Below are 24,045 nucleotides of genomic sequence, written 5' to 3'. Positions count from 1 at the left end.
TGACGGCGACGAGGGCGCGAGAGCGCGGATTACCAGCATTTCGGACCCCCGAACGCCGCTCACGACCGCACGCGGGCGCGCAGCAGGTCGATGCGGGCCTGCAGTTGCGCAACGGTCGCCTGTGCGACGCTCGGGCCTCCGCACACGCGGCGCAGCTCGGCGTGCACGGCACCGTGCGGCTCGCCGGATTGCCGCGCATACAGTCCCACGAGGCTGTTCAGCAGCTGGCGCTGCTCCTTCAGCGTGCGGTGCAGGGCCGCCGGCGGGACATCCGGCGCGGGATCGTCGGGCGCCGGCTGCTGCGATTCGCGAACCCGACGGTGGCGGCTCTGACGTGCCTGACGCTGCACGAGCAGCTCGTGCACGTGCTCGGGCTCGAGCAGGCCGGGCAGCCCCAGGAACTCCTCTTCTTCGGGAGTGCCGGGCACAGCGAGCTGGCCGAACTCCTTGCCGTCGTAGAGCACGCGGTCGAAGTGGGCGAGGGATCCGAGCGCCTGGTAGGTGAACTCGTACGTCAGGGCATCCGAAGCGCTGTCGCCCTGCTCGGCGGCGTCGAGCAGGTCGTCATCGAGCGCCCACTCGTCATCCTCGCTCTCGCGGTCGAGGGCGTGATCGCGTTCGACCTCCATGGCGTTGGCGAGGGCGAGCAGCTGCGGAACGTTCGGCAGGAAGACGCTCGCCGTCTCGCCGCGGCGCCGCGCGCGGACGAAGCGACCGATCGCCTGCGCGAAGAACAGCGGCGTCGAGGCGCTGGTGGCATACACGCCGACCGCCAGTCGCGGCACGTCGACACCCTCCGACACCATGCGGACGGCGACCATCCAACGCCGGGTGTTGTTCGCGAACTGCTCGATGCGTGCCGACGCGCCCTCCTCGTCGGACAGCACGACGGTCGTCGGCTCGCCCGTGAGCCGGTCGAGGATCTCGGCATAGGCCCGTGCGGCGGTCTGATCCGTCGCGATCACGAGGCCACCGGCATCCGGAACCTGCTCGCGCACTTCGCTCAGGCGCCGGTCGGCCGAGCGCAGTACGGCGGGAATCCACTCCCCCTCGGGATCGAGCGCCGTGCGCCACGCCTGCGCCGTGACGTCCTTCGTGTTGTCCTGCCCGAGCTGCGCCTCCATCTCGTCGCCCGTCTTGGTGCGCCAGCGCATCTGGCCGGCGTAGACGAGGAAGAGCACGGGCCGCACGACGCCGTCTTCGAGCGCACGACGGTACCCGTAGTTGTAATCGGTGCGCGAGACGCGGATGCCTTTGTCGTCGGGGTGGTATTCGACGAACGGGATCGGTGCGGTGTCGCTGCGAAACGGGGTCCCCGACAGCAGCAGCCGCCGCGTCGCGCGGCCGTACGCCTCGCGCAGCGCGTCGCCCCAGCTGAGCGCGTCACCGCCGTGGTGGACCTCGTCGAGGATCACCAGCGTGCGCCGGTCATGGATGAGCCGTTCGTGCACCGACGATTTGACGGCGACCTGCGCGTAGGTGACCGCGACGCCGTGGAACTGCCGCGACGGCAGACCGTGGCGGTTGCTGAAGTGCGGATCGAGGCGGATCGAGACGCGAGCCGCGGCATCCGCCCACTGGGTCTTGAGGTGCTCGGTCGGCGCGACGACGACGATGCGCTCCACGATGCCACGGCGCAGCAGCTCGCTCGCGAGCCGCAGGGCGAAGGTCGTCTTGCCGGCGCCGGGGGTCGCGGCGGCGAGGAAGTCCCGCGGACCGCCGCCGGGACCGTCAGGTCCGTCGAGACCGAAGTACAGGTCGAGCGCCTCTGCCTGCCAGGCCCGAAGTCGCTGAGCCGTACCCCACGGGGCACGCTGCGGATACGCGGGCGACAGCTGCTCGGCGGCGAAGCTGCCGAAGTGCTCGGGCACGTCGGTCGTCACCGGTTCGGCAGCGGCGATCGCGTCGTCCACTGGCTCCCCTTTCCGCGACGGCCGTCCCACAGCCGCGGACAGCACGATTGACCACCCTAATCCGTGCCGCCGACATGATCGGCGCGCGCGCTACGCTCGAAAGCGGCCGCGACCTGAGGAGGAGCGCATGTCGATCACCGATGCACACCGCAGCCCCTACGTCGCCAATGTCGAAAAGCACCCGTGGCGACGCTACGTCGCGATCGGCGACTCGTTCACCGAGGGGATCGGCGACCCGATCCCCGGCACCGATCAGCACCGCGGCTGGGCCGATCGCGTCGCCGAGGTCCTCGGCTCGCAGGTCGAAGATCTGGCGTATGCGAACCTCGCCGTGCGAGGAAAGCTGATCCGGCAGATCGTCGATGACCAGATCGAACCGGCGATCGCCCTCAAGCCCGACCTCGTCACGTTCTCCGCGGGCGGGAACGACGTCATCCGTCCCGGCTCGGATCCGGACGCGGTCGCCGAGATGTTCGAGGACGCCGTCGTGCGGCTGTCGAGCGGCGGCGCGACCCTGGTCGTGTTCACCGGGATCGACACGAACTTCACGCCCGTGTTCCGTGGCATCCGTGGCAAGGTCGCGATCTACAACGAGAACATCCGCGCGATCGCCGACCGGCACGACTGCATCGTCGCCGACCAGTGGGCGTTGAAGGAAGTGCAGGACATGCGCTTCTTCGACGACGACCGACTGCACTACAACCCGCTCGGACACCACGAAGTCGCCCGCATGGTGCTGCGGTCGCTCAACGTGCCGAACGATCTGCAGCCGATGCAGCCCGATCCCCTGCCGGGGCGCACGTGGCGCGCCGCACGCGCACACGACCTCGTGTGGGCTCGGGAGTATCTCGTGCCCTGGGTGCTGCGGCGTCTGCGGCATCAGTCATCCGGCGATCACGTCACGGCCAAGCGCCCCGAACCGCTGCCGGTCGTCACGCTCGCGCCGGAGGCGGATGCCGCCGAACCGCGCGGCGATCAGGTCTGAGTCCGCAGTTCCCACAGCGCGACGGCACTGGCCGCCGCGACGTTGAGCGAATCGACCCCACCGGCCATCGGGATCATCACGCGGGAGTCGGATGCCGCGAGGGCACGGCGCGAGAGCCCGTCGCCCTCGGAGCCGAGCATCAGCGCGACGCGGTCATGGCCCGCGGCGGCGAACGCATCCAACGGCACGGCGTCGTCGTCGAGCGCGAGCGCCGCGAGGTGGAAGCCGCGGTCGTGCAGCTCACGCTGCGCGTCGGACCACTCCGGCAGGCGCGTCCACGGCACCTGGAAGACCGTGCCCATGCTCACCCGCACGCTGCGCCGATACAGCGGGTCGGCGCACCGCGGGCTGACGAGGACGGCGTCGGCGCCCAGCCCGGCCGCCGCGCGGAAGATGGCACCGACGTTCGTGTGGTCGACGATGTCCTCGAGCACGACGACCAGCCGCGCGCCGTCGACGACCTCGCCGAGCGGTGGGAGGGGCGGTCGGTGCATGGCCGCGAGGGCGCCGCGATGCACGGCGTAGCCGGTGAGGCTCTCGGCGACCTCGGACGTGACGATGTAGAGCGGCACGCCCGGATGTTCGGCGAGCAGTGCCCGCGCAGCATCCGCCCACTTGTCCTGCACCAGGACGGACCGCGGCACGTGGCCGGCGGCGAGGGCGCGGGCGATGACCTTGGCCGACTCGGCGATGTAGAGCCCGCCCTCGGGCTCGAGCACGCGCCGCAGCGCGATGTCGGTCAGATCCCGGTAGTCCGCCAGCCGCGGGTCGTCCGCCGTCTCGATCTCGATCCCCACCCCTCCACTATCCCAGCCCCACTGACCGCGAGACTGCAACGGCAGGGCGAGACCGTGGGTGAACCCCGCAGTCTCGGCGCCCCGTTGCAGTCTCGCGGTCAAGCGAGCGACCTAGACTGCGAGGGCGGGAGGTGCGGATGACGGAGCCGGATGACATCGCGCGGGCGGTCGAGGTCCTCGCGGGGCGCCGGATCGCGGTGCTCACGGGCGCCGGCGTCTCGACCGACTCGGGCATCCCCGACTACCGCGGATCGGGCGCCCCCGTGCGCACGCCGATGACGGTCGATCGCTTCCTCGGCGACGAGGCCGACCGCCGGCGGTACTGGGTCGGCAGCCACCTGGGCTGGCGCGCCTTCGCCGCGGTGCCGCCGAACCCCGGGCACCGCGCCATCAGCCGCCTCGAGGAGCGCGCCCTGGCCACCGGCGTCGTGACGCAGAACGTCGACGGGCTGCACGTGCGCGCCGGCAGCCGCCGTGTCGTCGAGCTGCACGGCACGATGCGCCGCGTGCTGTGCACGCACTGCGGCCAGATCTTCGACCGCCGCGACCTCGCCGCCCGCGTCGAGGCCGACAACCCCTGGATCGCCCTGCCCGACGCCGTCGCCCTCGGACCCGACGGAGACGTGCTCCCCGAGAGCACCGAGGGCTTCCGGGTGCCGGCGTGCAGCGCGTGCGGCGGCATGCTCAAGCCCGACGTCGTCTTCTTCGGCGAGTTCGTCCCGCGCGAGAAGTTCCGCCACGCCGAGCAGCTCGTGCGCACGAGCGACGCCCTGCTCGTGGCCGGCTCCTCGCTCACCGTGAACAGCGGCATCCGCCTCATCGAACGCGCCCGCCGCCAGCACCTGCCGATCGTCATCGTCAACCGCGGCGAGACGCGGGCCGACCCACGCGCGACCGTCAAGATCGACGGCAGCGCGAGCAGCGTGCTCGAGGCCCTCGCCGCCGGGCTCCCCGACCGTTGAGCGCGGTTAGGCTCGAAGGGTGACGACCCTCATCCTGATGCGCCACGGCGAGACCGACTGGAATCGCGCGCGACGCATCCAGGGCAGCACCGACATCCCGCTCAACGACACCGGACGCCAGCAGGCTCGGGATGCCGCGCAGTCGGTGCGCGAGCAGCTCGACGGCTCCCCCGTCGTGGTCGTCTCGAGCGACCTCTCCCGCGCGCGGGAGACCGCCGAGATCGTGGCCGAGGGGCTCGGGGTCGAGCTGTCGCACGCGTACCCCGAGCTGCGCGAGCGCGCCTACGGCGAGGCCGAGGGCCTCGAGACGACCGAGTTCTTCGCGCGGTGGGGAGACTGGTACACCGCCGAGGTCCCGGGCGCCGAATCGCGCGAGGATCTGCGCCTGCGTGCCGTGCTCGGTCTGCGCAGAGCCGTGCGGCGGGCGCGCCGCGAGACGGCTCCCGCCTCGCCCGCCCTCGTCGTCGTCGCGCACGGCGCGCTCATCCGCGAGGTCATCATGCACGCGACGGCCGGCGAGATGCCGCCCGCGGGCGAACGCCTCGCGAACGGCGCGAGCTTCTCGTTCCTGCTCGAGCGCGAGCGGCTGAGCCTGCGCTCGTACGCCGGCTCACCGCTCGTCTGACGCGCCGACGCCTCCTGCAGGACCGACGGCGCGAACCGCGCCGCACGGGCACTCCCGTCACACCTGCTCCTGCATACGGCGCGGGAAAGCCGACCTCAGGCTCCGTCGACGCGGCGCAGCACGGCGCGCGCATGCCGCAGCACGGGCTCGTCGACCATGCGCCCCTCGAACGCGAAGACCCCGCGCTCCCCGTCCGCCGCAGCGAGCACCGCCCGCGCCCACGTCACCGAAGCGTCGTCGGCCCGGTAGGCGTCGCGGATGACGGCGACCTGGCTCGGGTGGATGCACGCCGTGGCGGTGAATCCGGATGCCGCGGCATCCGTCGCCTCGTCGGCAAGGCCGGCCACGTCGGCGATGTCGAGGTGCACGGCGTCGATCGCGCCCTTGCCCCGCGATCCCGCCGCGAGCAGTGTCCGGGCGCGCGCGTGACGGGCGATGTCGCGATAGCGGCCGTCCGCGCCGCGGCTCGAGGTTCCTCCGAGGGATGCCACGAGGTCTTCGGCACCCCACATGAGCGCGACGACGTTGTCCAGCGCCGCGATCCGGTCGGCCTGCGCGATGCCCTTCGCCGTCTCGCACAGCGCGATGATCTCGAACCGCTCGTCGAGGCGCTTGAGCCGCTTGGGCGACTCGGCCTTGGCGATCATGACGCGGCGGTAGTCGGTCTGCGACAGGGTCGCGAGGTCGGCGGCGAACTCGTCGGTCTCGGGCGGATTGACGCGCACGATGACGCGGGCAGGATCCAGCTCGGACTCGATCAGCGCACCGCGCGCCGCGGCCTTCGCCGATGGCGAGACGGCGTCCTCGAGATCGAGGATGACCGCGTCGGCCCGGTCGAAGGCCTTCGCGTAGCGCTCCGGGCGATCGGCGGGGCAGAACAGCAGCGCGGGCCCGAGATCGAACCCGGTCATGCGTGCGACTCCGCGTTCAGCCACATGAGCGCCGTGCGCGTCGCCGTGGCGACGACGACGCCGTCCTGATTGCGACCCGTGTGCGCCATCGTCACGATCCCCTGACCGGGACGCGAGCTCGACGGGCGCTTGTCGAGGATCTCGGTCTCGCTATAGAGGGTGTCCCCGTGGAAGACCGGCGCGGGGAACGTGATGTCGCCGAGCCCGAGTTGGGCCACGAGCGTGCCCTGCGTGATCTGCCCGACCGACGCGCCGACCAGGGTCGACAGCGTCCACATCGAGTTCATGAGGCGCTGCCCGAACGGCTGCGTCTCGGCGAACGCGGCATCCAGGTGCAGCGCCTGGCCGTTCATCGTGAGCGTCGTGAAGAGGATGTTGTCGGCTTCGGATGCCGTCCGTCCCGGTCGGTGCGCATATCGCGCACCGACTTCGAGCTCGTCGACGTACAGTCCGCGTTGAACGATCTCGGTCACAGCCTCACGCTACCCCGAGCGAACGGGCGATGACGAGCAGCTGCACCTCGTTCGTGCCCTCGCCGATCTCGAGGATCTTCGAATCGCGGTAGTGCCGCGCGACGGGGTACTCGTTCATGAACCCGTTGCCGCCGAAGATCTGCGTCGCATCGCGCGCGTTGTCCATCGCGGCGTCGCTCGAGGTGAGCTTCGCGATGGCCGCCTCGGTCTTGAACGGCTTGCCGGCATCGCGCAGTCGCGCCGCGTGGTGCCACGCCAGACGCGCGTTGTGCACGCGCAGCTGCATGCGCGCGATCATGAACTGGATGCTCTGACGCGTCGAGAGCACTTCGCCGAAGACCGTGCGCTTGCCGGCATAGTCGATCGCCGCTTCGAGGCATCCTTCGGCCGCACCCGTCGCGAGAGCCGCGATCGCGATGCGCCCTTCGTCGAGGATGTGCAGGAAGTTCGCGAACCCGCGGCCGCGCTCGCCGATGAGGTTCTCTTCGGGCACACGGGCGTCCTGGAAGGTCAGCGGGTGCGTGTCGGAGGCGTGCCAGCCGACCTTGTCGTACGCCGGCTCGACCGTGAAGCCCTCGGTGCCGTGCGGCACCATGATCGTCGAGATCTCCTTGCGGCCGTTCTGCTCGCCCGTGACCGCCGTGACGGTGACGAAGCGTGTGATCGGCGTGCCGGAGTTCGTGATGAACTGCTTGGCCCCGTTGATGACCCACTCGCCGCCCTCGAGCCGCGCCGTCGTGCGCGTCGCGCCGGCGTCCGACCCCGCTTCGGGCTCGGTCAGGCCGAAGCCCGCGAGCGCCGTGCCGGCGAGCAGGTCGGGCAGGAGCGTCTGCTTCTGCTCGTCGGTGCCGAAGCGGTAGATCGGCATCGCACCGAGGCTCACCCCTGCTTCGAGGGTGATCGCGATCGACTGGTCGACGCGCGCGAGCGCCTCGATCGCGAGACCGAGCGCGAAGTAGTCGCCGCCCTGTCCGCCGACCTCTTCGGAGAAGGGCAGACCGAACAGGCCCATCTCGCCCATCTGACGCACGACGTCCATCGAGAGCGTCTTCGTGCGGTCGGCCTCGTAGGCCTGCGGCGCGACGACCTCGTCGGCGAACTCGCGCACGAGGCCGGCGAGCTCGCGCTCGTCATCGGTGAGGTTGTGGTGGTCCATGGTCACTCCTTAGTCGATCTCTGAGCTCGTCGAGGGGTCGGCCGCCACGTGCGCGATGACCTGGTCACGGCGCACCTGGTCGCCCGCGGCGACATCGAGGCGCAGGATGCCGCCGTGCGGCGCCGTGACGGGATGCTCCATCTTCATCGCCTCGATCGTGACGATGCGCTGGCCCGTCTCGACGCGGTCGCCGTCGGCGGCGTGCACCGCCACGACGGCACCGGGCATGGGCGCGCGCAGCTCGGGTGCCGCGGCCGCGGCACCGCGTGCCGACGCCGCGAGACGTCGTTCGAGGGCTTCGCGGCGCGTCAGCGGCTTGAGGCGGTGCGTGACGCCGTCGGCGTGCACCCACGACCACCCTTCGCGGTCGGTCCGCAGCTGTGCGCCGGCGGGCAGCGCCCGCCCGAGCGACACGGCGCGCCATCCCCCCGCTCCCGCCGAGACGAGCGGGCCGGGATCCGGCACGGCAGCCGTGCGCACCTCGCCGTCCTCGCCCAGCACGGCGACCGTGCGCGCGGGCGCGCCATCGCCGATCCGCCAGCCGGAGCCCGTGCGCCACAGCGCTGAGGCGCGTCCCTGCTGAAGTCCCGCGAGGTGCCGGCCCTCGTCGACGGCGGCGACGGCGCTCAGCGCGGCAGCGGACGGGTCCGGCGCGGCGAAGGGCGGCAGCCGGTCGATGAGCCCGGTGTCGAGGTCGCCTGCCTGCACGGCCGGGTCGGCGAGCAGAGCGCGCAGGAACGCGATGTTGGTGTCGACGCCGAGCAGGACGGTGTCGGCCAGCGCCGCGTCGAGCCGGGCGAGCGCGTCGGCGCGGTCGACGCCGCGCACGATGACCTTCGCGATCATGGGGTCGTAGTCCGAACCCACGATCGAACCGCTCTCGACGGCGGAATCCGTGCGCACGTCGGCCGGGTCGGCAGCATCCCACAGCAGCACGTCACCCGTCGCGGGCAGGAATCCGCGCTCGGGACTCTCGGCGTACACGCGCGCTTCGATCGCGTGCCCTTCGAGGATGATGTCGTCCTGCGCGATGCCGAGCGGCAGTCCCGCCGCGATCCGCAGCTGCTGCTCGACGAGGTCGATCCCCGTCACGAGCTCGGTCACGGGGTGCTCGACCTGCAGGCGCGTGTTCATCTCGATGAAGAAGAACTCGTCGGGGCGGTCCCCCGCGACGAGGAACTCGACCGTCCCCGCACCGCGATAGTCCACGGATGCCGCGGCGGCACAGGCAGCCGCTCCCAGTCGCTCTCGGGTTCGGGCGTCGACGATCGGCGACGGCGCCTCTTCGACGACCTTCTGGTGACGACGCTGCAACGTGCACTCGCGCTCGCCCACGTGGATGACCGCACCGTGGGAATCCGCCAGCACCTGCACCTCGATGTGGCGCGGCCGCTCGATGAGCCTCTCGAGCAGCAGCGTGTCGTCGCCGAATGCCGCCAGCGCGACGCGACGGGCCGTCGCGAGGGCGTCGGCGAGCTCGTCGGCGGCGCGCACGATCTGCATCCCCTTGCCGCCGCCGCCCGCCGAGGGCTTGATCAGCAGCGGGAAGCCGGTCTCTTCGGCGGCGGCCGAGATCGCGGCATCCGTCATACCTGCCGCGCTGAATCCCGGCACCGTCGGCACGCCGTGACCGATGACGTGCTCTTTCGAGCGGATCTTGTCGCCCATGACGTCCAGGGCGCGCTCGCCGGGACCGATGAAGACGATGCCCGCGGCAGCGCAGGCGCGCGCGAAGGCGACGTTCTCGGAGAGGAACCCGTACCCCGGATGCACCGCCTGCGCGCCCGTCTCGACGGCGGCGCGGACGACCGCGTCGATGTCGAGATACGACGCGGATGCGGCGGCGGGTCCGATGCGTACGGCCTCGTCGGCCTCGCGCACGTGCGGAGCATCGGCGTCGGCGTCGCTGTAGACCGCGACCGACCGGATGCCCAGACGGCGCAGCGTGCGGATGACCCGGCGCGCGATCTCGCCGCGATTCGCGACGAGCACGACGTCGAGCCGTTCGACGAGCTCGGGGACAGCGTTCACTTCGGTGTTCATCATGATCACATCCGGAAGACGCCGAAGCGCGGTTCGGGGAGCGGCGTGCGCGACACGACGTCGAGCGCGAGCCCCAGCAGGTCACGGGTATCGGCAGGATCGACGATGCCGTCGTCCCACAGCCGGGCCGTCGCGTAATACGGACTGCCCTGGCGCTCGTACTGCTCGCGGATGGGCCCCTCGAAGTCGCTCTGCGCCTCGGCGGACCACTCCTCGCCCCGCGCCTCGATCTGATCGCGCTTGACCGTCGAGAGGACGGATGCCGCCTGGGGACCGCCCATCACCGAGATGCGGCTCGCGGGCCAGGTCCACAGGAACCTCGGCGAGTACGCCCGCCCGCACATCGAGTAGTTCCCGGCGCCGAACGATCCGCCGATCACGACCGTGAGCTTGGGCACGCGCGTCGTCGCGACGGCGGTGACCATCTTCGCGCCGTCCTTCGCGATCCCGCCGGCCTCGGCGTCACGCCCGACCATGAAGCCCGAGATGTTCTGCAGGAACAGCAGCGGGATGCCGCGCTGGTCGCACAGCTCGATGAAGTGGGCCCCCTTCTGAGCGGACTCGCTGAACAGCACGCCGTTGTTCGCGACGATGCCGACGGGGTGGCCGTGCAGGCGGGCGAACCCCGTCACGAGCGTCTCGCCGTATTCGCGCTTGAACTCGTGGAACTCGCTGCGGTCGACCATGCGCGCGATCACCTCGCGCACGTCGTACGGCTGATTGACGTCGACGGGCACGACGCCGTACAGGTCGGACGCGTCGACGGTGGGGTCTGCCGCGGGTCGCACCTCCCAGGCGGGCTCAGCGGGCGGGGGCAGCGTCGCGACGATGTCGCGCACGATCTGCAGGGCGTGCTCGTCGTCTTCGGCGAGGTGGTCGACGACGCCGGAGCGCTTCGCGTGCAGTTCGCCGCCACCGAGCTCCTCGGCCGTGACGATCTCGCCGATCGCGGCCTTCACGAGGGGCGGACCACCGAGGAAGATCGTGCCCTGGTCGCGCACGATGACCGTCTCATCGCTCATCGCCGGCACGTAGGCGCCTCCGGCGGTGCACGATCCCATGACGGCGGCGATCTGGGGAACGCCCGCGGCGGACATGCGCGCCTGGTTGAAGAAGATGCGTCCGAAGTGGTCGCGGTCGGGGAAGACTTCGTCCTGCATCGGCAGGAAGGCACCGCCGGAGTCCACGAGGTAGACGCACGGCAAGCGGTTTTCGAGGGCGATCTCCTGTGCGCGCAGGTGCTTCTTGACCGTGAGGGGATAGTAGGTGCCGCCCTTGACGGTCGCGTCGTTGCAGACCACCATGACGTGTCGTCCGTGCACGAGGCCGATGCCCGCGATGACGCCCGCCGCGGGAGCATCTCCGCCGTAGACCCCGTCTGCGGCCAGTGCGCTCACTTCGAGGAAGGGGCTGCCTTCGTCGAGCAGCCGTGCGACCCGCTCACGGGGAAGCAGCTTGCCGCGCGCGACATGGCGCTCCCGCGAGGCTTGCGGTCCCCCGAGCGCCGCGGCTGCGAGCTTGTCGCGCAGTTCCTGCGCGAGGTCCGCCTGGGCCTCGCGTGTTCGGGTGAACGCCTCGTCGGCGACGATCTCGGTCCCGAGTGTGGTCATGTCATCTCCGTCGACGTCACGATCGGATCACGCTTCGAGCGGTGGAGGATCCGAACTGGTTAGTGTTCACTAACCGAGGTACCAGGTTAGCGAGGGTTAACTGAAATGACAAGCGGTGTCACGGAGCGCGAGCGCGCGAAGGCAGACCGTCAGGCCGCGCTCCTCCACGAGGCGGCGCGGCTGTTCGCCGAGCGCGGATACAGCGGCGTGAGCCTGGAGGATCTGGGCGCCGCCGTCGGGGTCAGCGGACCCGCCGTCTATCGGCACTTCGTCAACAAGCAGGCCCTGCTCGCGGCGATCCTCGTGCGGGTCAGCGAGCGACTCCTCGCGGGCGGACGCGCCGTGCTCGCCGAGCACCGCACAGCGCGGGATCGTCTGACAGGGCTCGTGCGCTTCCACGTCGACTTCGCCCTCGCCGACGCCGACGTCATCCGCGTGCAGGACCGCGATCTCGCGAGTCTCGCCGATGACGATCGACACACCGTGCGCCGTCTGCAGCGCGAATACGTCGAGCTGTGGATCGCCGTGCTGACCGATCTGCATCCCGACCGGGACGCGAGCGACCTGCGCGTACGCGCGCACGCGTGCTTCGGTCTCATCAACTCGACGCCGCACAGCGTGCACGGCCTGCGCTCGGCGCCGGACGCGCCCGACATCCGCGGCATCCTGGAATCGATGGCGATCGCGGCGCTCAGCGCCTGACGCCGAAGGACGACGGGCCCGCCCGGTCGTCGCGGGCGGGCCCGTCGTCGTCAGCGCAGAAGCAACGCGCGTCCGGGTTCGCGCAGCACGCCCGCGACGTCGGCGAGGAACTTCGAGCCCTGCTCCCCGTCGACGAGTCGGTGATCGAACGACAGCGCGAGCGTCATGACGTCGCGCAGGGCGATCTCGCCGCGGTGCTCCCACGGCTGACGGCGCACCGCGCCGATCGCGAGGATGCCCGCCTCGCCGGGGTTGAGGATGGGGGTTCCCGCATCCACGCCGAAGACGCCGACGTTCGTGATCGAGAACGTTCCGCCCATCATCTCGGCGGGCGAGGTCTTGCCGGCACGCGCCGTCTCGGCCAGCGCCCGGATGGCGTCCGCCATCTCGGTGAGCGACAGCTCCTGGGCGTCGCGGATGTTCGGCACGACCAGGCCGCGGCCCGTCGCGGCGGCGATCCCGAGGTTGACGTAATGGTGCTGGACGATCTCGCCCGCTGCCTCATCCCACTTGGAGTTCAGTTCGGGGTGCGTGCCCAGCGCGAGGCACACGGCCTTCGCCGCGACCGTGAGCACGCCGATGCGGTGATCCTGCAGGCGACGGTCGGCCTTGAGCGAGGCGATCAGCTCGCTCGTGGCCGTGACGTCGACCGTGAGGAACGTCGTGACGTGCGGTGCCGTGAAGGCGCTCTGCACCATCGCGGCCGCCGTGTGCTTGCGTACACCGCGGATCGGGGTGCGGGTCGTGCGCTCGCCGGTCTCGCGGACCGGCGCCGGCTGCGCAGGCGCAGCGGGGGCGGCCGGGGCGGCCCCGACGCGGGCGGCGTACGCCTCCACGTCGTCGCGCGTGATGATGCCCGTCGCGCCGCCCGCCTCGACGAGAGCGAGGTCGATGCCGAGCTTCTTGGCGAGCATGCGCACCGGCGGCGTCGAGCGGGGGCGCTCGAGCGGGCGCTCGATGACCTCTTGCGAGTGCACCGCGTCGTGCGGGGCCGCTTCGAGCACGGCGGTGTCGGCCGGCTCCTTCCGGCCCCCGGCAGCGCGGGCACGCCGCTGCGGGCGACCCGACGAGCGGGGCGCCGCGCCGTAGCCGACGAGGTTCGGCTGCGCCTTCTCACCGGCATCCTCCGCTTCGGCGGGAGCGGATGCCGCCGCCTCGGGCGCCGCCTCGGGTGCGGCGTGCTCCCCCTCGAGCTGGAACGAGATGAGCACCGAGCCGACCTCGACGACATCGCCCGCGGCGGCGTGGAGGTTCTGCACGATGCCCGCGTGGGGGCTGGGGAGCTCGACGACGGCCTTCGCGGTCTCGACCTCGGCGATCGTCTGGTTGAGGGCGACCGTGTCGCCCTCGGCGACGAGCCACTGGACGAGCTCGGCCTCCGGCAGACCTTCGCCGAGGTCGGGCAGGCGGAAGTCCTGGATCACAGCTCCACTCCTGTCAGGCTGTTCGGGCGGTCGAGCACGCGGTCGACCGCGTCGAGGATCCGGTCGAGATCGGGCACGTGCTGCTTCTCGAGCTTGGCCGGCGGGTACGGGATGTCGTGGCCCGTGACGCGCGCAGGCGCGGCTTCGAGGTGGTTGAAGCAGCGCTCGGTGACGCTCGCGATGAGCTCGGCGCCGACGCCCGCTTCGCGCGCCGCTTCGTGGGTCACGACGACGCGACCGGTCTTGCGGACGGATGCCGTCACGGTGCGGTAGTCGACGGGCGAGAGCGAGCGCAGGTCGATGACCTCGATCGAGAGACCGTCGTCTTCGGCGGCCATCGCCGCGTCGAGGGCGACCGGCACCTGGGCGCCGTAGGTCAGGATCGTCACGTCGCTGCCTTCGCGCGCGACCCGGGCGAGACCCATCGGCGGCGCGTCGGCCAGGTCGGTGTCGAAATCGACCTCGCCCTTCGTGTGATAGAGCCGCTTCGGCTCGAAGTAGACGACCGGGTCGTCGCTCGCGATCGCCTGACGCAGCATGACGTGCGCGTCCTGCGGGTTCGACACCGCGACGACGCGCAGGCCCGACGTGTGCACGAAGTACGCCTCGGGCGACTCCGAGTGGTGCTCGGCGGCGCCCACGCCCCCGGCCCACGGGATGCGGATCGTGATCGGCATCTTGACGTTGCCGCGCGTGCGGTAGTGCAGCTTCGCGACCTGGCAGACGATCTGGTCGAAGGCCGGGTAGACGAACCCGTCGAACTGGATCTCGACGACGGGGCGGTAGCCGCGGAACGCCAGCCCCACGGCGGCGCCCATGATGCCGGACTCCGCGAGCGGGGTGTCGATGACGCGCTGCGCGCCGAACTCGTCGATCAGGCCGTCGGTGATGCGGAACACACCGCCGAGCTTGCCGATGTCCTCGCCCATGAGCAGGACCTTCGGGTCGTCGGCCATGGCGCGACGCAGACCTTCGTTGATCGCCTTCACCATCGTGAGCTGTGTCATCGTGCCGTCTCCTCCGTGTCGAAGCCGCCGAGGTACGCGCCGTACCATTCGCGCTGCTCTGCGAGCCCCGTGTGCGGCTCGGCGTAGACGTCGTCGAGCACCTCGATCGCGGGGCGGGTCACGGCGCCGAGCGTGGCGGCGCGCACCTCGGCTCCGAGCTGGTCCGCGTCGGCGGCGACCTCGGCCGCGAACGCGTCGTCGAACGCGCCCTCGGCGCGCAGGAGTGCTTCGATGCGCGCGATCGGGTCGCGCTGACGCCAGCGCTCGACCTCGTCCTTGTCGCGGTACCGGGTCGGGTCATCCGACGTCGTGTGCGGGCCGATCCGGTAGGTGACGGCCTCGATGAAGGCGGGACCGTTGCCCTTGCGGGCATTGTCGATCGCCCAGCGCATCGCGGCCAGGCACGCCAGCACGTCGTTGCCGTCGACCCGCATGCTGGGGATGCCGAAGCCCGGTGCACGCCCGGCGATCGGGAACTTCGCCTGCACCGTGACGGGCTCCGAGATCGCCCACTGGTTGTTCGTGCACACGAAGACGACGGGCGAGCGGAAGGATGAGGCGAAGACCATCGCCTCGTTCACGTCACCCTGGCTGGTCGCTCCGTCGCCGAAGTACGCCGCCGAGACCTGGTCGGTGCCGTCGCGCTGGATGCCCATGGCGTAGCCCACGGCGTGCAGGGCCTGCGCGCCGATGATGATCTGCGGCGTGGCGGTGTTTATGTCGTAGGGGTTGTAGGTCGAGTGCGACTCACCGCGCCACGCGAGCACGAAGTCGGCCGGCTTCGCGCCGCGCACGAGGTTGACCCCGATCTCCCGGTAGCTGGGGAAGACGAAGTCGTCGGCCCGGAATGCGCGAGCGGTGCCGACCTGCGTCGCCTCTTGACCCTGGCAGGGAGCCCACAGGCCCAGCTGCCCCTGGCGCTGCAGCGCGACGCCCTCGGTGTCCACGCGACGCACGAGCACCATGTCGCGGTAGAGCTCACGCAGCGCCGTCGCGTCGACGTCGGCGACCCAGCGCTCCAGGTCGGGATCGGAGACCCGCTCCCCGTCGGGGTTCACGAGCCGCGCGACGTCGTCGACGTCGGTCGCTCGCTCGGCGGTCGGTGTCAGGGTGTGCGTCATCGTCATCCCTCCTCGGGAGCCATCCTCGTGGGGGCTCGTCGTGGTCGTCAGCTGCTTCGCCGACAAGCCAGACCTTACGTCGACATTGCACCTAGCTCAAGCTAACGAAGAGTACTTGAGCATGTTGCGCATTCATTTGAAAATACGGCGTGCTAACGTTGCGCACTATGAGCACCCTGGACCAGGTAGACCTCGACCTGCTCGCGGCCCTGTCGACCGACCCGCGCGCGACCGTGGTCGCCTTGGCCGAGAGACTCGGCCTGTCACGCAACACCGTCCAGGCGCGCATGTCGCGTCTCGACCGCGCCGACGTGTTCCTGTCGTATGAGCGTGCTCTCTCGTCGGCCGCTCTCGGCTACCCGATCGAGGCGTTCATCAGCGTCATCGTCCGGCAGGCAGACCTGCCGCGCATCACGGAAGACCTCGCTGCGATCCCCGAGATCGTGCAGGCGCACGGACTGAGCGGTCAGATCGATCTGCTCGTGCGCGTCGCCTGTCGAGACACCCAGCATCTGTTCGATACGGACGCGCGCATCCTCGCGATCGACGGCGTCGAGCGCACCGAGACATCGCTCGTGATGGACGAGGTCATCCCGTACCGCCTGATGCCGCTCATGGAGCTGGCACGGCGGGAGAGATAGCCTTCCCGGCGCGCCCCCGCCGCCCCGTGCCCGCCGAGGCATCGAGGCGCACGAGCACGACGCCGACGAGGATGAGCGCGCCGCCCACGAACTGGACGGGCGCGGGCACCTCGGCCAGCAGGAGCCAGGCGAACCCCAGAGCGAAGAGCACTTCGGACAGCCCGACGAAGGACCCGACCCGCGATCCGATGCGCGGGATCGCCATGACACCCAGACCGTATCCGAGCGTCGTCGCGACGCACGCGACCCACAGCAGCGGCACGAACCACGGCACCTCGATGCCGGCGAGCTCGACCGAGACCGGTGGAGCGTGGAACGGCAGGACGCCGATGACCACGAGGACCCCCATGAACAGGGCGCCGGCGAGCAGTCCTCCCGCCGCGAGCGCGAGGGGCGGCAGATCGTCGCGCGACTTCTCGGCGATCAGGTAGTAGGCCATGACGCAGACGGCGGCGCAGAGGGCGAAGAGCGTGCCGACGAAGTCGAAGCTCACCCCCGAGATGTCCACGACGAGCACGAGACCCGCAACGGCCACGACCGATCCCACGATGACGAGCGTGGACGGCGCGCGCTTCGTGCGCACCCAGGCCAGCAGAACGAGCATGACGGGGGCGAGGAACTGGATGAGCAGCGCCACGGCCACCGGCATCCGCTGCATCGCCAGGAAGTAGAACAGCTGGCATCCGACGACGGCGGTCACCCCGAACCCGACCATGAGCAGACCGTGGCGACGCAGGAACGACCGCTGTCGTCGCATCGCGACGAACAGCGCGGGCGAGAGCAGCAGCCCCGCGAGGCCGATCCGGACGATGAGCGCTGCGCCGACCGACCAGCCCGCTTCGAGGAGCGGCTTGATGAACGGCCCGCTCGATGAGAAGGCGAGGGCCGAGGCGACCGCCAGGACGAGGCCCGTCGTGCTGAGTCTCGTCGGCGGGGCGATGTCGCGGATGATCGGGATGGGTGCGGTCGAGGTCATGGGCGGCATCCGGCTGTCAGGAGTGAAGGGTGATTACACTGGTGACAGTATCCGAGTCGAATGTCAGGAGTCAACATGGTCTTCATCCGTGACACGAGACAGAGTCTCGAAGCCGCCGCCGCCCTCGTGAACACGCTCCCGCTGTGCGACGGCGAGGACACCATGACCACGGTCGCCGACCTCGATTCCTACCTCGCCGATCACCCGTATTCGGGTACCGTCCGGCGCGATCGAGCGACGGTCGAGGAGATCCGCCAGGTGCGCGCCCGGGTGCGGAAGCTGTGGGAGGTCGACCGCGAAGGAGCCGTGCCGCTCATCAACGACATGCTGCGCGACGGCGAGGCCGTGCCGCGGCTGGTCATCCACGGCGAACACGACTGGCATATCCACGCGACTCCCGACGACGCCCCCATCGCGACGCGCATCATGGTCGAAGCGGCGATGGCCTTCGTCGAGGTGATCCGCAGCGACTCGTACGATCGCGTGCGGGTGTGCGAGGCCGATGACTGCGACGCGGTCTACATCGACTATTCGCGCAACGGATCGAAGCGCTACTGCGACACCGGAAACTGCGGCAACCGCATGAACGTCATCGCGTACCGGGAACGGAAGGCGCGAGAAAGCGCCTGATCGCTGCGGCCGCGGGTTCCGGGGTCTCGTAGTGGATCAGATGCCCGACATCGGGGATCTCGACGAGCTCGACGTCGGCGAACAGCGTCGCGAGGTGGCGCTGCGCCTGGATCGGGGTGATGTCATCGCGCACGGCGGCGATGAGCAGCGTCGGCACGTCGATGCGCGGTGCCGCCTCGCGGACATCGTGCGACACCGACGTCACGAACGCGTCGTGCAGCACATCGCGGTCGGCGAAGCGTGAGAAGTAGGTGTCGTGCTGATCGTGCACGAAGCGCCGCAGCGCGGCATCCTTCGTCTTGGCCATCGACACGCTCATGACCCGCACGATGAGGCCATTGCGCAGCAGCGCTTCGCCGATCGCCGCGGGCAGCTTCGCACCGGCCCAGTAGTAGAGGACGGCGAGCCGCGTCAGCACGCCCCGCGGGCCCTCGAGCGCGGGAGCGCCGATCGGATTGATCAGGATGAGGCGGGGCGTGGCCAAGCCGCCGGCGACCGCCGCCGAGGCGACGATCGAGCCGAAGGAATGCCCGAGGATCACGGCGCCGGGGGCGACCGTCTGCGCGAAGCGCGTGAGCCACTGGGCGTAGGCCTCGAGATCGTGCGTGCGGCCCGGCAGCGGAGGTGTCTCTCCGAAGCCGGGGAGATCGGGCGAGATGACGCGGATGCCGCGCAGTTGGGCGATCACCGGTTCCAGCCCGTGGTGGTCGCCGCGGAACCCGTGCACGGCGATGATCGTCGTCTCGGCGTCGTGCGGACCGTAGTCCCAGTACGCCGTCGTGCCACCGAGCACCTCGACCTCATGCCGCTCGACGGGGATCTGCTCGAGCAGGGCGGCATAGGGGTTGAACGCGGGCACCGGACGAGTCTACGAGTGCGGGCAGGACCAGGCCGCCTGTCGCACGCGGAGCGCCTCGCGCGCGATGTCGGGGGTGTCGCATACCGTGGGCGGCATGCAGCCCACGCACGCCGCGCCCGCTCCCCCGGTGCATCCGCACTGGTCCACCGCCGTGGGCGTGTTCGATCTCGAGACGACGGGCGTCGACGTCCGCACCGATCGCATCGTGACGGCCTACGTGGGACTGCTCGACGGCACGGGAGCCGTCGTGCGCGCGCGAGACTGGCTCGCCGATCCCGGGGTCGAGATCCCCGAGGGCGCCGCTGCGATCCACGGGGTCACCACCGCCCGGGCCCGCGCCGAGGGCCGCGCCGCGCGCGATGTCGTCGGCGAGGTCGTCGAAGCGCTCCGCGCGATGCTCGACGCCGGCATCCCGGTCGTCGCCTACAACGCGGCATACGACTTCTCGCTGCTCAAGCACGAGGCCGAGCGCCACGGCATCGCCGGCATCGCCACGCCGTCGCCCGTCATCGATCCGTTCGTGATCGACAAGCACTGCGACCGCTATCGCCGCGGCAAGCGCACGCTCGAGGCCGTCGCGGCGCACTACGCCGTGCCGCTCGCGAGCGCGCACGAAGCGGCATCCGACGCCGTCGCCGCGGGCCGCGTGGCACAGGCGCTCGTCACGCGCTACTCCACGCGCCTGCCCGCCACACCGCACGAGCTGCACACGAGTCAGATCTCCTGGGCGCGCGCGCAGACGGCGAGCCTCACCGAGTACTTCATCCAGATCGGGCGTCTCGACCCCGGCGACGCCCTCGACGGCGTGTGGCCCGTGCGCTGACGCGCACAGACGACGAAAGCCCCGCCGGAGCGGGGCTTTCGCACGTCGGCTGTTACTTGCCGAAGTTCTTGAAGCGCTGGTTGAACTTCTCGACGCGACCGGCCGAGTCCATGATGCGCTGCTTGCCCGTGTAGAACGGGTGCGATGCCGACGAGATCTCGACGTCGATGACGGGGTACTCGACGCCGTCGAGCTCGATCGTCTTGTCGCTCGTGACCGTCGAACGGGTGAGGAAGGTCTCGCCCGAACCGAGGTCGCGGAAAACGATGGCCCGGTATTCGGGGTGGATGTCAGTCTTCATGAAAAGTCCTTAAGGGGATGGCGTCCCTGCTGAGAACCAGGGACCAGGGTCCGTGGTGCGAGTGCACCAAGGAGCGATTCTATCAGGAAACCGACTCCGCGCGCGCCGCGTACCGGCCGTCGGCCTCGGACAGGATGATCGGCACGCCGAACGTTTCGGTGAGCGACTCTGCCGTGAGCGCTTCGGCGATCGGGCCCTGTGCGACAGCGCGTCCGTCGCGCAGCAGCAGCACGTGCGTGAAGCCGACCGGGATCTCTTCGACATGGTGGGTCACCATGATCATCGCCGGGGTCGTGGGCGCCTGCGCGTATCCGCTGAGGAGCGCGAGGAGCTCTTCCCGCGCCCCGAGGTCGAGGCTCGCGGTCGGCTCGTCCAGCAGCAGCATCTCGGGGTCGGTCATGACGGCACGCGCGATCTGCACGCGCTTCTGCTCGCCGTCGCTGAGCGTGCCGAACGTGCGATCGGCGAGGTGGTCGAGCTTCCACTCCGCGAGCACGCGCAGCGCGCGCCTCTCGTCGATGTCCTCGTAGTCTTCGCGCCAGCGCCCGAGCACCGAGAACGCCGCCGTCAGCACGACATCGACGACGGTCTCCTCCGGCGGCACACGGCGTGCCATGGCGGACGAGGCGAAGCCGATGCGCGGACGCAGCTCGAACACGTCGGTGCGACCGAGTCGCTCACCGAGGATCGTCACGACGCCGGACGTGGGGTGCAGGAGCGTGTCGGCGAGCTGCAGCACCGTCGTCTTGCCGGCGCCGTTCGGGCCGAGGATGACCCATCGTTCGTCGTCCTCCACCGTCCAGTCGAGGCGATCGACGATGTTGCGGGAGTTTCGGCGGACGATGACGTCGGAGAAATCGAGCACCTGGGGCATGACGCCCAGCCTAACGGCCCGACGCGGCGACCTCGGCGTAGAGCGCCGCCGTCTGCTCCGCGATGCGCGCCCAGCTGAAGTCCTTGCCCGCGCGCTCGCGCCCCGCTGCACCGTAACCGGCGGCGCGAGCCGGATCGCTCACGACCTCGGCCAGGACGCGCGCGAGGTCGGCGACGAACCGGTCGGGGTCGGTCGGGGTCCCGGTCCCGTCCTGCACCTGGTCGATCGGCACGAGCCGGCCCGTCACCCCGTCGACGACGACCTCGGGGATGCCGCCGGTCGCGGTGCCGACGACGGCGGCGCCGCACGCCATCGCCTCGAGGTTGACGATGCCCAGCGGTTCGTAGATCGACGGGCAGACGAACGTCGTGGCCGCCGTGAGGATCGTGCACAGCTCGTGCCGCGAGAGCATCCGATCGATCCACACGACGCCGTCGCGCGTGCGTTGGAGGCCACGCACGAGGTCCTCGACCTCGGACATGATCTGCGGTGTGTCCGGTGCGCCCGCGCACAGGATGACCTGCACGTCGGGCGGCAGCAGCTGGGCGGCGCGCAGGAAGTACGGCAGTCCCTTCTGCCGCGTGATGCGCCCGACGAACACGACCGACGGGCGGGACGCGTCGACCCCGAGCTCGGCGAGCAGGGCGGGATCATCGACGGGATGCCACCCCTCGACGTCGATGCCGTTGTAGACGACGTGCACCTTGGCGGCATCCAGCGCCGGGTAGCTGCGCAGGATGTCGTCGCGCATGCCCCCGCTCACGGCGATGACGGCGGCGGCCGACTCGTACGCCGTCTTCTCGATGTAGCTCGACACGGCGTACCCGCCGCCGAGCTGCTCGGCTTTCCAGGGGCGCAGCGGCTCGAGCGAATGCGCCGTCACGATGTGCGGGATCCCGTGCAGCAGGGACGCGAGGTGCCCGGCGAAGTTCGCATACCAGGTGTGGGAGTGCACGACGTCGGCACCGGCGACATCGCCCACGATCTCGAGGTCGGTGCCGAGTGTCCGGATCGCGGCATTGGCATCCGCCAGTTCGGCGGGCACGCCGTACGACGTCGTGCCCGCTTCGTCGCGGTCTGCCCCGAACGCGCGCACTCGCACGTCCATGCTCCGGCGCAGGGCCGCGACGAGCTCGGTCACGTGCACGCCCGCGCCACCGTAGATCTCCGGCGGGTACTCCTTGGTCACGATGTCGACGCGCATGGCACGAAACCTAGTACACGAGACGTTCCTGTGACAGTCGCTATACCTCGCCGCGCGGCGCCCCTAGGGTGGTGCCATGCCTGCAGCGCCGAAGGTCTTCGGAATCATCCTCGCGGGGGGCGAGGGCAAGCGACTCATGCCTCTCACGGCCGATCGCGCCAAACCGGCGGTGCCGTTCGCGGGCCAGTACCGGCTCATCGATTTCGCGATCTCGAACCTGATCAACTCCGGCCTGCGCCAGATCGTCGTGCTCACGCAGTACAAGTCGCACAGCCTCGACCGCCACATCTCCCAGACATGGCGCATGTCGCCGCTGCTGGACTCCTACGTCGCCTCCGTACCCGCTCAGCAGCGACTCGGGAAGCGCTGGTTCTCGGGATCGGCCGACGCGATCCTGCAGAGCCTCAACCTCATCACCGACGAGAAGCCGGACATCGTCATCGTGATCGGCGCCGACCACGTCTACCGCATGGATTTCCGGCAGATGCTCGGCGCGCACGTCGAGTCCGGCGCGCGGGCGACCGTCGCCGGCATCCGCCAGCCCATCGGGCTCGCCAACCAGTTCGGGGTGATCGACGTCGACCCGGCCGATCCCGGCCGCATCCGCGAGTTCCTCGAGAAGCCGCAGGACCCGACCGGGCTCGCCGACTCCCCCGGCGAAGTGCTCGCGTCGATGGGCAACTACATCTTCGACACCGACGCGCTCATCGAGGCCGTCGAGTCCGATGGCGAGCTGCCGACCTCGAACCACGACATGGGCGGCGACATCGTGCCGTACTTCGTCGAACGCGGCGAGGCGGGCGTGTACGACATGAATCGCAACGACGTGCCGGGCTCGACCGACCGCGACCGGTACTACTGGCGCGATGTCGGCACGATCGAGTCGTTCTTCGACGCCCACCGCGACCTGATCTCGACGCTGCCGATCTTCAACCTCTACAACATGCAGTGGCCGATCCACTCGCAGGCCGTCAACTCCCCGCCCGCCAAATTCGTGCGCGACGCGGACGGACGCATCGGCAACGCGATCGACTCGGTCGTGTCGCTGGGCTCGGTGCTCTCGGGCACGCATATCGAACGCAGCGTCGTGGGGCCCTGGACGCTCGCCGGGGGTGGATCGACGATCACCGACTCCGTGCTGTTCGACCATGTCCGCGTCGGGGCGGGCGCGCGCGTGCACCGCGCCATCCTCGACAAGAACGTCTTCCTCGACGACGGCGCGACCGTCGGCGTCGACGTCGAACGCGATCTGGCGCGCGGCTACACCGTGACCGACAGCGGCATCACGGTCGTCGGCAAGGGCATCCGCGTCGAGCGCTGACGTGTCCGGCGCGGCACTCGCGCGACGCTAGCGTGGAGGGATGCCGCTTCAGGACGCCCGTTTCCTCGTCGTTCTCGACGCCGATTCCACGCTCATCCGCAACGAGGTCATCGAGCTCATCGCCGATGAGGCGGGGCGCGGCGCCGAGGTCGCCGAGGCGACCGAGGCCGCGATGCGCGGCGAAGTCGACTTCGCGACGAGTCTGCGCTCGCGTGTCGCCACCCTCGAGGGCGTGCCTGTCGCGGCGTTCGCCCGCGTGCTCGCGCGCGTCGAGCCGACGCCGGGCGTGCACGAACTGATCGCCGCCGTGCACGAGCGCGGCGGCCGGTTCGGCGTCGTCTCGGGCGGCTTCCACGAGATCCTCGACACGGTCGCTCCGCAGCTCGGCGTCGACATCTGGCGCGCGAACCGTCTCCAGGCCGCCGAGGGCGCCCTCACGGGGCTCGTCGACGGCGAGATCGTGGATGCCGCGGGCAAAGCCACCGCACTCGGCGAATGGGCCGCCGCAGCCGGTGTCCCGCTGTCGCGCACGATCGCCGTCGGCGACGGCGCGAACGACCTGCTCATGATGGCGGCCGCGGGGCTGGGCCTGGCGTTCAACGCGAAGCCCGCCGTGCGGGAGCTCGCCGACCTCGTGATCGGTCCCGTCGACCTGCGCGAGGTCATTCCGCTGCTGCCCTGACGGAT

General features: G+C 70.4%; 24 protein-coding genes. 9 read left to right on the top strand and 15 right to left on the bottom strand.

Annotated elements, in window-relative coordinates; translation table 11 throughout:
• Window positions 1-59: 59 nt before the first annotated feature.
• Window positions 60-1,913: a DEAD/DEAH box helicase gene (locus tag ACFC3F_RS03010; protein WP_376126472.1), complete on the bottom strand. Its 1,854-nt coding sequence runs from the start codon at window positions 1,911-1,913 to the stop codon at window positions 60-62.
• Window positions 1,914-2,040: 127 nt separating this feature from the next.
• Between ACFC3F_RS03010 and ACFC3F_RS03005 the strand changes: the two genes are divergently transcribed.
• The gene (locus ACFC3F_RS03005; protein WP_376126469.1) at window positions 2,041-2,898 is read left to right on the top strand and encodes an SGNH/GDSL hydrolase family protein; all 858 of its coding nucleotides are present in this window, start codon (window positions 2,041-2,043) and stop codon (window positions 2,896-2,898) included.
• On the opposite strand, the gene ACFC3F_RS03000 is transcribed toward ACFC3F_RS03005, so the two are convergent.
• Window positions 2,889-3,695, bottom strand: coding sequence for a TrmH family RNA methyltransferase (locus ACFC3F_RS03000; protein ID WP_376126527.1), 807 nt, complete (start codon window positions 3,693-3,695; stop codon window positions 2,889-2,891). The genes ACFC3F_RS03005 and ACFC3F_RS03000 overlap by 10 nt on opposite strands.
• A 137-nt stretch (window positions 3,696-3,832) precedes the next feature.
• On the opposite strand from ACFC3F_RS03000, the gene ACFC3F_RS02995 reads away from it, so the two are divergent.
• On the top strand, window positions 3,833-4,657 hold the full coding sequence (locus ACFC3F_RS02995) for a Sir2 family NAD-dependent protein deacetylase (protein WP_376126466.1): 825 nt from the start codon (window positions 3,833-3,835) through the stop codon (window positions 4,655-4,657).
• Between the two features lie 19 nt (window positions 4,658-4,676).
• The gene (locus tag ACFC3F_RS02990; RefSeq protein ID WP_376126464.1) at window positions 4,677-5,282 is read left to right on the top strand and encodes a histidine phosphatase family protein; all 606 of its coding nucleotides are present in this window, start codon (window positions 4,677-4,679) and stop codon (window positions 5,280-5,282) included.
• Window positions 5,283-5,377: 95 nt separating this feature from the next.
• On the opposite strand, the gene ACFC3F_RS02985 is transcribed toward ACFC3F_RS02990, so the two are convergent.
• The 5 genes from ACFC3F_RS02985 to ACFC3F_RS02965 are packed head-to-tail and all read right to left on the bottom strand — an operon-like array spanning window position 5,378 to window position 11,475.
• Window positions 5,378-6,193: an HpcH/HpaI aldolase/citrate lyase family protein gene (locus tag ACFC3F_RS02985; RefSeq protein ID WP_376126461.1), complete on the bottom strand. Its 816-nt coding sequence runs from the start codon at window positions 6,191-6,193 to the stop codon at window positions 5,378-5,380.
• Window positions 6,190-6,666 (bottom strand): MaoC family dehydratase, encoded by a 477-nt coding sequence (locus ACFC3F_RS02980; protein WP_376126458.1) that lies wholly within the window; start codon window positions 6,664-6,666, stop codon window positions 6,190-6,192. Before ACFC3F_RS02980 ends, ACFC3F_RS02985 begins: the two co-directional genes overlap by 4 nt.
• A 4-nt stretch (window positions 6,667-6,670) precedes the next feature.
• Window positions 6,671-7,822 carry an acyl-CoA dehydrogenase family protein gene (locus ACFC3F_RS02975; RefSeq protein ID WP_376126455.1) on the bottom strand — a complete coding sequence of 384 codons (1,152 nt, stop codon included), beginning with the start codon at window positions 7,820-7,822 and terminating at the stop codon, window positions 6,671-6,673.
• A gap of 9 nt (window positions 7,823-7,831) precedes the next feature.
• The gene (locus ACFC3F_RS02970) at window positions 7,832-9,868 is read right to left on the bottom strand and encodes an acetyl/propionyl/methylcrotonyl-CoA carboxylase subunit alpha (protein ID WP_376126452.1); all 2,037 of its coding nucleotides are present in this window, start codon (window positions 9,866-9,868) and stop codon (window positions 7,832-7,834) included.
• Between the two features lie 2 nt (window positions 9,869-9,870).
• A complete protein-coding gene (locus tag ACFC3F_RS02965) occupies window positions 9,871-11,475 on the bottom strand; it encodes a carboxyl transferase domain-containing protein (RefSeq protein ID WP_376126449.1) in 1,605 nt (534 codons plus the stop codon).
• 105 nt (window positions 11,476-11,580) lie between these two features.
• Between ACFC3F_RS02965 and ACFC3F_RS02960 the strand changes: the two genes are divergently transcribed.
• Window positions 11,581-12,177 carry a TetR/AcrR family transcriptional regulator gene (locus tag ACFC3F_RS02960; protein ID WP_376126446.1) on the top strand — a complete coding sequence of 199 codons (597 nt, stop codon included), beginning with the start codon at window positions 11,581-11,583 and terminating at the stop codon, window positions 12,175-12,177.
• 50 nt (window positions 12,178-12,227) lie between these two features.
• Here ACFC3F_RS02960 and ACFC3F_RS02955 read toward each other — a convergent pair whose 3' ends face one another.
• From ACFC3F_RS02955 to pdhA, 3 genes are read right to left on the bottom strand one after another with little or no spacing between them, the layout of a single operon-like run.
• The gene (locus tag ACFC3F_RS02955; RefSeq protein WP_376126443.1) at window positions 12,228-13,601 is read right to left on the bottom strand and encodes a dihydrolipoamide acetyltransferase family protein; all 1,374 of its coding nucleotides are present in this window, start codon (window positions 13,599-13,601) and stop codon (window positions 12,228-12,230) included.
• Window positions 13,598-14,608, bottom strand: coding sequence for an alpha-ketoacid dehydrogenase subunit beta (locus ACFC3F_RS02950; RefSeq protein ID WP_376126440.1), 1,011 nt, complete (start codon window positions 14,606-14,608; stop codon window positions 13,598-13,600). Before ACFC3F_RS02950 ends, ACFC3F_RS02955 begins: the two co-directional genes overlap by 4 nt.
• Window positions 14,605-15,735: a pyruvate dehydrogenase (acetyl-transferring) E1 component subunit alpha gene (gene pdhA, locus ACFC3F_RS02945; RefSeq protein WP_376126437.1), complete on the bottom strand. Its 1,131-nt coding sequence runs from the start codon at window positions 15,733-15,735 to the stop codon at window positions 14,605-14,607. The genes ACFC3F_RS02950 and pdhA overlap by 4 nt, the downstream gene beginning before the upstream one ends.
• Before the next feature lie 161 nt (window positions 15,736-15,896).
• Between pdhA and ACFC3F_RS02940 the strand changes: the two genes are divergently transcribed.
• A complete protein-coding gene (locus tag ACFC3F_RS02940) occupies window positions 15,897-16,370 on the top strand; it encodes an Lrp/AsnC family transcriptional regulator (protein WP_376126434.1) in 474 nt (157 codons plus the stop codon).
• On the opposite strand, the gene ACFC3F_RS02935 is transcribed toward ACFC3F_RS02940, so the two are convergent.
• Window positions 16,342-17,346: a DMT family transporter gene (locus ACFC3F_RS02935; protein WP_376126432.1), complete on the bottom strand. Its 1,005-nt coding sequence runs from the start codon at window positions 17,344-17,346 to the stop codon at window positions 16,342-16,344. The two genes, ACFC3F_RS02940 and ACFC3F_RS02935, sit on opposite strands and share 29 nt — an antisense overlap.
• A gap of 75 nt (window positions 17,347-17,421) precedes the next feature.
• Here ACFC3F_RS02935 and ACFC3F_RS02930 point away from each other — a divergent pair, with 75 nt between their 5' ends.
• Entirely contained in the window at window positions 17,422-17,976 is a 555-nt protein-coding gene (locus ACFC3F_RS02930; protein WP_376126429.1) for a CGNR zinc finger domain-containing protein, read from the top strand.
• On the opposite strand, the gene ACFC3F_RS02925 is transcribed toward ACFC3F_RS02930, so the two are convergent.
• Window positions 17,936-18,835 (bottom strand): alpha/beta fold hydrolase, encoded by a 900-nt coding sequence (locus ACFC3F_RS02925; RefSeq protein ID WP_376126426.1) that lies wholly within the window; start codon window positions 18,833-18,835, stop codon window positions 17,936-17,938. The genes ACFC3F_RS02930 and ACFC3F_RS02925 overlap by 41 nt on opposite strands.
• Window positions 18,836-18,929: 94 nt before the next feature.
• Here ACFC3F_RS02925 and ACFC3F_RS02920 point away from each other — a divergent pair, with 94 nt between their 5' ends.
• The gene (locus tag ACFC3F_RS02920; RefSeq protein WP_376126423.1) at window positions 18,930-19,658 is read left to right on the top strand and encodes an exonuclease domain-containing protein; all 729 of its coding nucleotides are present in this window, start codon (window positions 18,930-18,932) and stop codon (window positions 19,656-19,658) included.
• 52 nt (window positions 19,659-19,710) lie between these two features.
• On the opposite strand, the gene ACFC3F_RS02915 is transcribed toward ACFC3F_RS02920, so the two are convergent.
• The 3 genes from ACFC3F_RS02915 to glgA form a co-directional block, all read right to left on the bottom strand.
• The gene (locus tag ACFC3F_RS02915; protein ID WP_376126420.1) at window positions 19,711-19,959 is read right to left on the bottom strand and encodes a type B 50S ribosomal protein L31; all 249 of its coding nucleotides are present in this window, start codon (window positions 19,957-19,959) and stop codon (window positions 19,711-19,713) included.
• Between the two features lie 82 nt (window positions 19,960-20,041).
• On the bottom strand, window positions 20,042-20,833 hold the full coding sequence (locus ACFC3F_RS02910) for an ABC transporter ATP-binding protein (protein WP_376126418.1): 792 nt from the start codon (window positions 20,831-20,833) through the stop codon (window positions 20,042-20,044).
• Between the two features lie 10 nt (window positions 20,834-20,843).
• The gene (glgA, locus tag ACFC3F_RS02905) at window positions 20,844-22,037 is read right to left on the bottom strand and encodes a glycogen synthase (RefSeq protein ID WP_376126415.1); all 1,194 of its coding nucleotides are present in this window, start codon (window positions 22,035-22,037) and stop codon (window positions 20,844-20,846) included.
• A 76-nt stretch (window positions 22,038-22,113) separates the two neighbouring features.
• Between glgA and ACFC3F_RS02900 the strand changes: the two genes are divergently transcribed.
• On the top strand, window positions 22,114-23,358 hold the full coding sequence (locus tag ACFC3F_RS02900; RefSeq protein WP_376126412.1) for a glucose-1-phosphate adenylyltransferase: 1,245 nt from the start codon (window positions 22,114-22,116) through the stop codon (window positions 23,356-23,358).
• Between the two features lie 40 nt (window positions 23,359-23,398).
• A complete protein-coding gene (gene serB / locus ACFC3F_RS02895; RefSeq protein WP_376126410.1) occupies window positions 23,399-24,040 on the top strand; it encodes a phosphoserine phosphatase SerB in 642 nt (213 codons plus the stop codon).
• Window positions 24,041-24,045: the final 5 nt, after the last annotated feature.

This window comes from Microbacterium sp. NPDC055910 (assembly GCF_042271185.1).
Classification (GTDB): Bacteria; Actinomycetota; Actinomycetes; order Actinomycetales; family Microbacteriaceae; genus Microbacterium.
The sequence above is the reverse complement of the archived record's forward strand: the minus strand, read 5'-3'. Positions and strand labels throughout refer to the sequence as shown.

Bases quoted from the DNA above. Each gene is read 5' to 3' on its own strand.
- ACFC3F_RS02920 (WP_376126423.1), top strand. From the start codon at position 18,930: ATGCAGCCCACGCACGCCGCGCCCGCTCCCCCGGTGCATCCGCACTGG.
- ACFC3F_RS02915 (WP_376126420.1), bottom strand. From the start codon at position 19,959: ATGAAGACTGACATCCACCCCGAATACCGGGCCATCGTTTTCCGCGAC.
- ACFC3F_RS02940 (WP_376126434.1), top strand. From the start codon at position 15,897: ATGAGCACCCTGGACCAGGTAGACCTCGACCTGCTCGCGGCCCTGTCG.
- ACFC3F_RS02900 (WP_376126412.1), top strand. From the start codon at position 22,114: ATGCCTGCAGCGCCGAAGGTCTTCGGAATCATCCTCGCGGGGGGCGAG.
- pdhA (WP_376126437.1), bottom strand. From the start codon at position 15,735: ATGACGATGACGCACACCCTGACACCGACCGCCGAGCGAGCGACCGAC.
- ACFC3F_RS02935 (WP_376126432.1), bottom strand. From the start codon at position 17,346: ATGACCTCGACCGCACCCATCCCGATCATCCGCGACATCGCCCCGCCG.
- ACFC3F_RS02995 (WP_376126466.1), top strand. From the start codon at position 3,833: ATGACGGAGCCGGATGACATCGCGCGGGCGGTCGAGGTCCTCGCGGGG.
- ACFC3F_RS03005 (WP_376126469.1), top strand. From the start codon at position 2,041: ATGTCGATCACCGATGCACACCGCAGCCCCTACGTCGCCAATGTCGAA.
- ACFC3F_RS02930 (WP_376126429.1), top strand. From the start codon at position 17,422: ATGGTCTTCATCCGTGACACGAGACAGAGTCTCGAAGCCGCCGCCGCC.
- ACFC3F_RS02975 (WP_376126455.1), bottom strand. From the start codon at position 7,822: ATGGACCACCACAACCTCACCGATGACGAGCGCGAGCTCGCCGGCCTC.
- ACFC3F_RS02910 (WP_376126418.1), bottom strand. From the start codon at position 20,833: ATGCCCCAGGTGCTCGATTTCTCCGACGTCATCGTCCGCCGAAACTCC.
- ACFC3F_RS02970 (WP_376126452.1), bottom strand. From the start codon at position 9,868: ATGATGAACACCGAAGTGAACGCTGTCCCCGAGCTCGTCGAACGGCTC.
- glgA (WP_376126415.1), bottom strand. From the start codon at position 22,037: ATGCGCGTCGACATCGTGACCAAGGAGTACCCGCCGGAGATCTACGGT.
- ACFC3F_RS02950 (WP_376126440.1), bottom strand. From the start codon at position 14,608: ATGACACAGCTCACGATGGTGAAGGCGATCAACGAAGGTCTGCGTCGC.
- ACFC3F_RS02985 (WP_376126461.1), bottom strand. From the start codon at position 6,193: ATGACCGGGTTCGATCTCGGGCCCGCGCTGCTGTTCTGCCCCGCCGAT.
- serB (WP_376126410.1), top strand. From the start codon at position 23,399: ATGCCGCTTCAGGACGCCCGTTTCCTCGTCGTTCTCGACGCCGATTCC.
- ACFC3F_RS02960 (WP_376126446.1), top strand. From the start codon at position 11,581: ATGACAAGCGGTGTCACGGAGCGCGAGCGCGCGAAGGCAGACCGTCAG.
- ACFC3F_RS02965 (WP_376126449.1), bottom strand. From the start codon at position 11,475: ATGACCACACTCGGGACCGAGATCGTCGCCGACGAGGCGTTCACCCGA.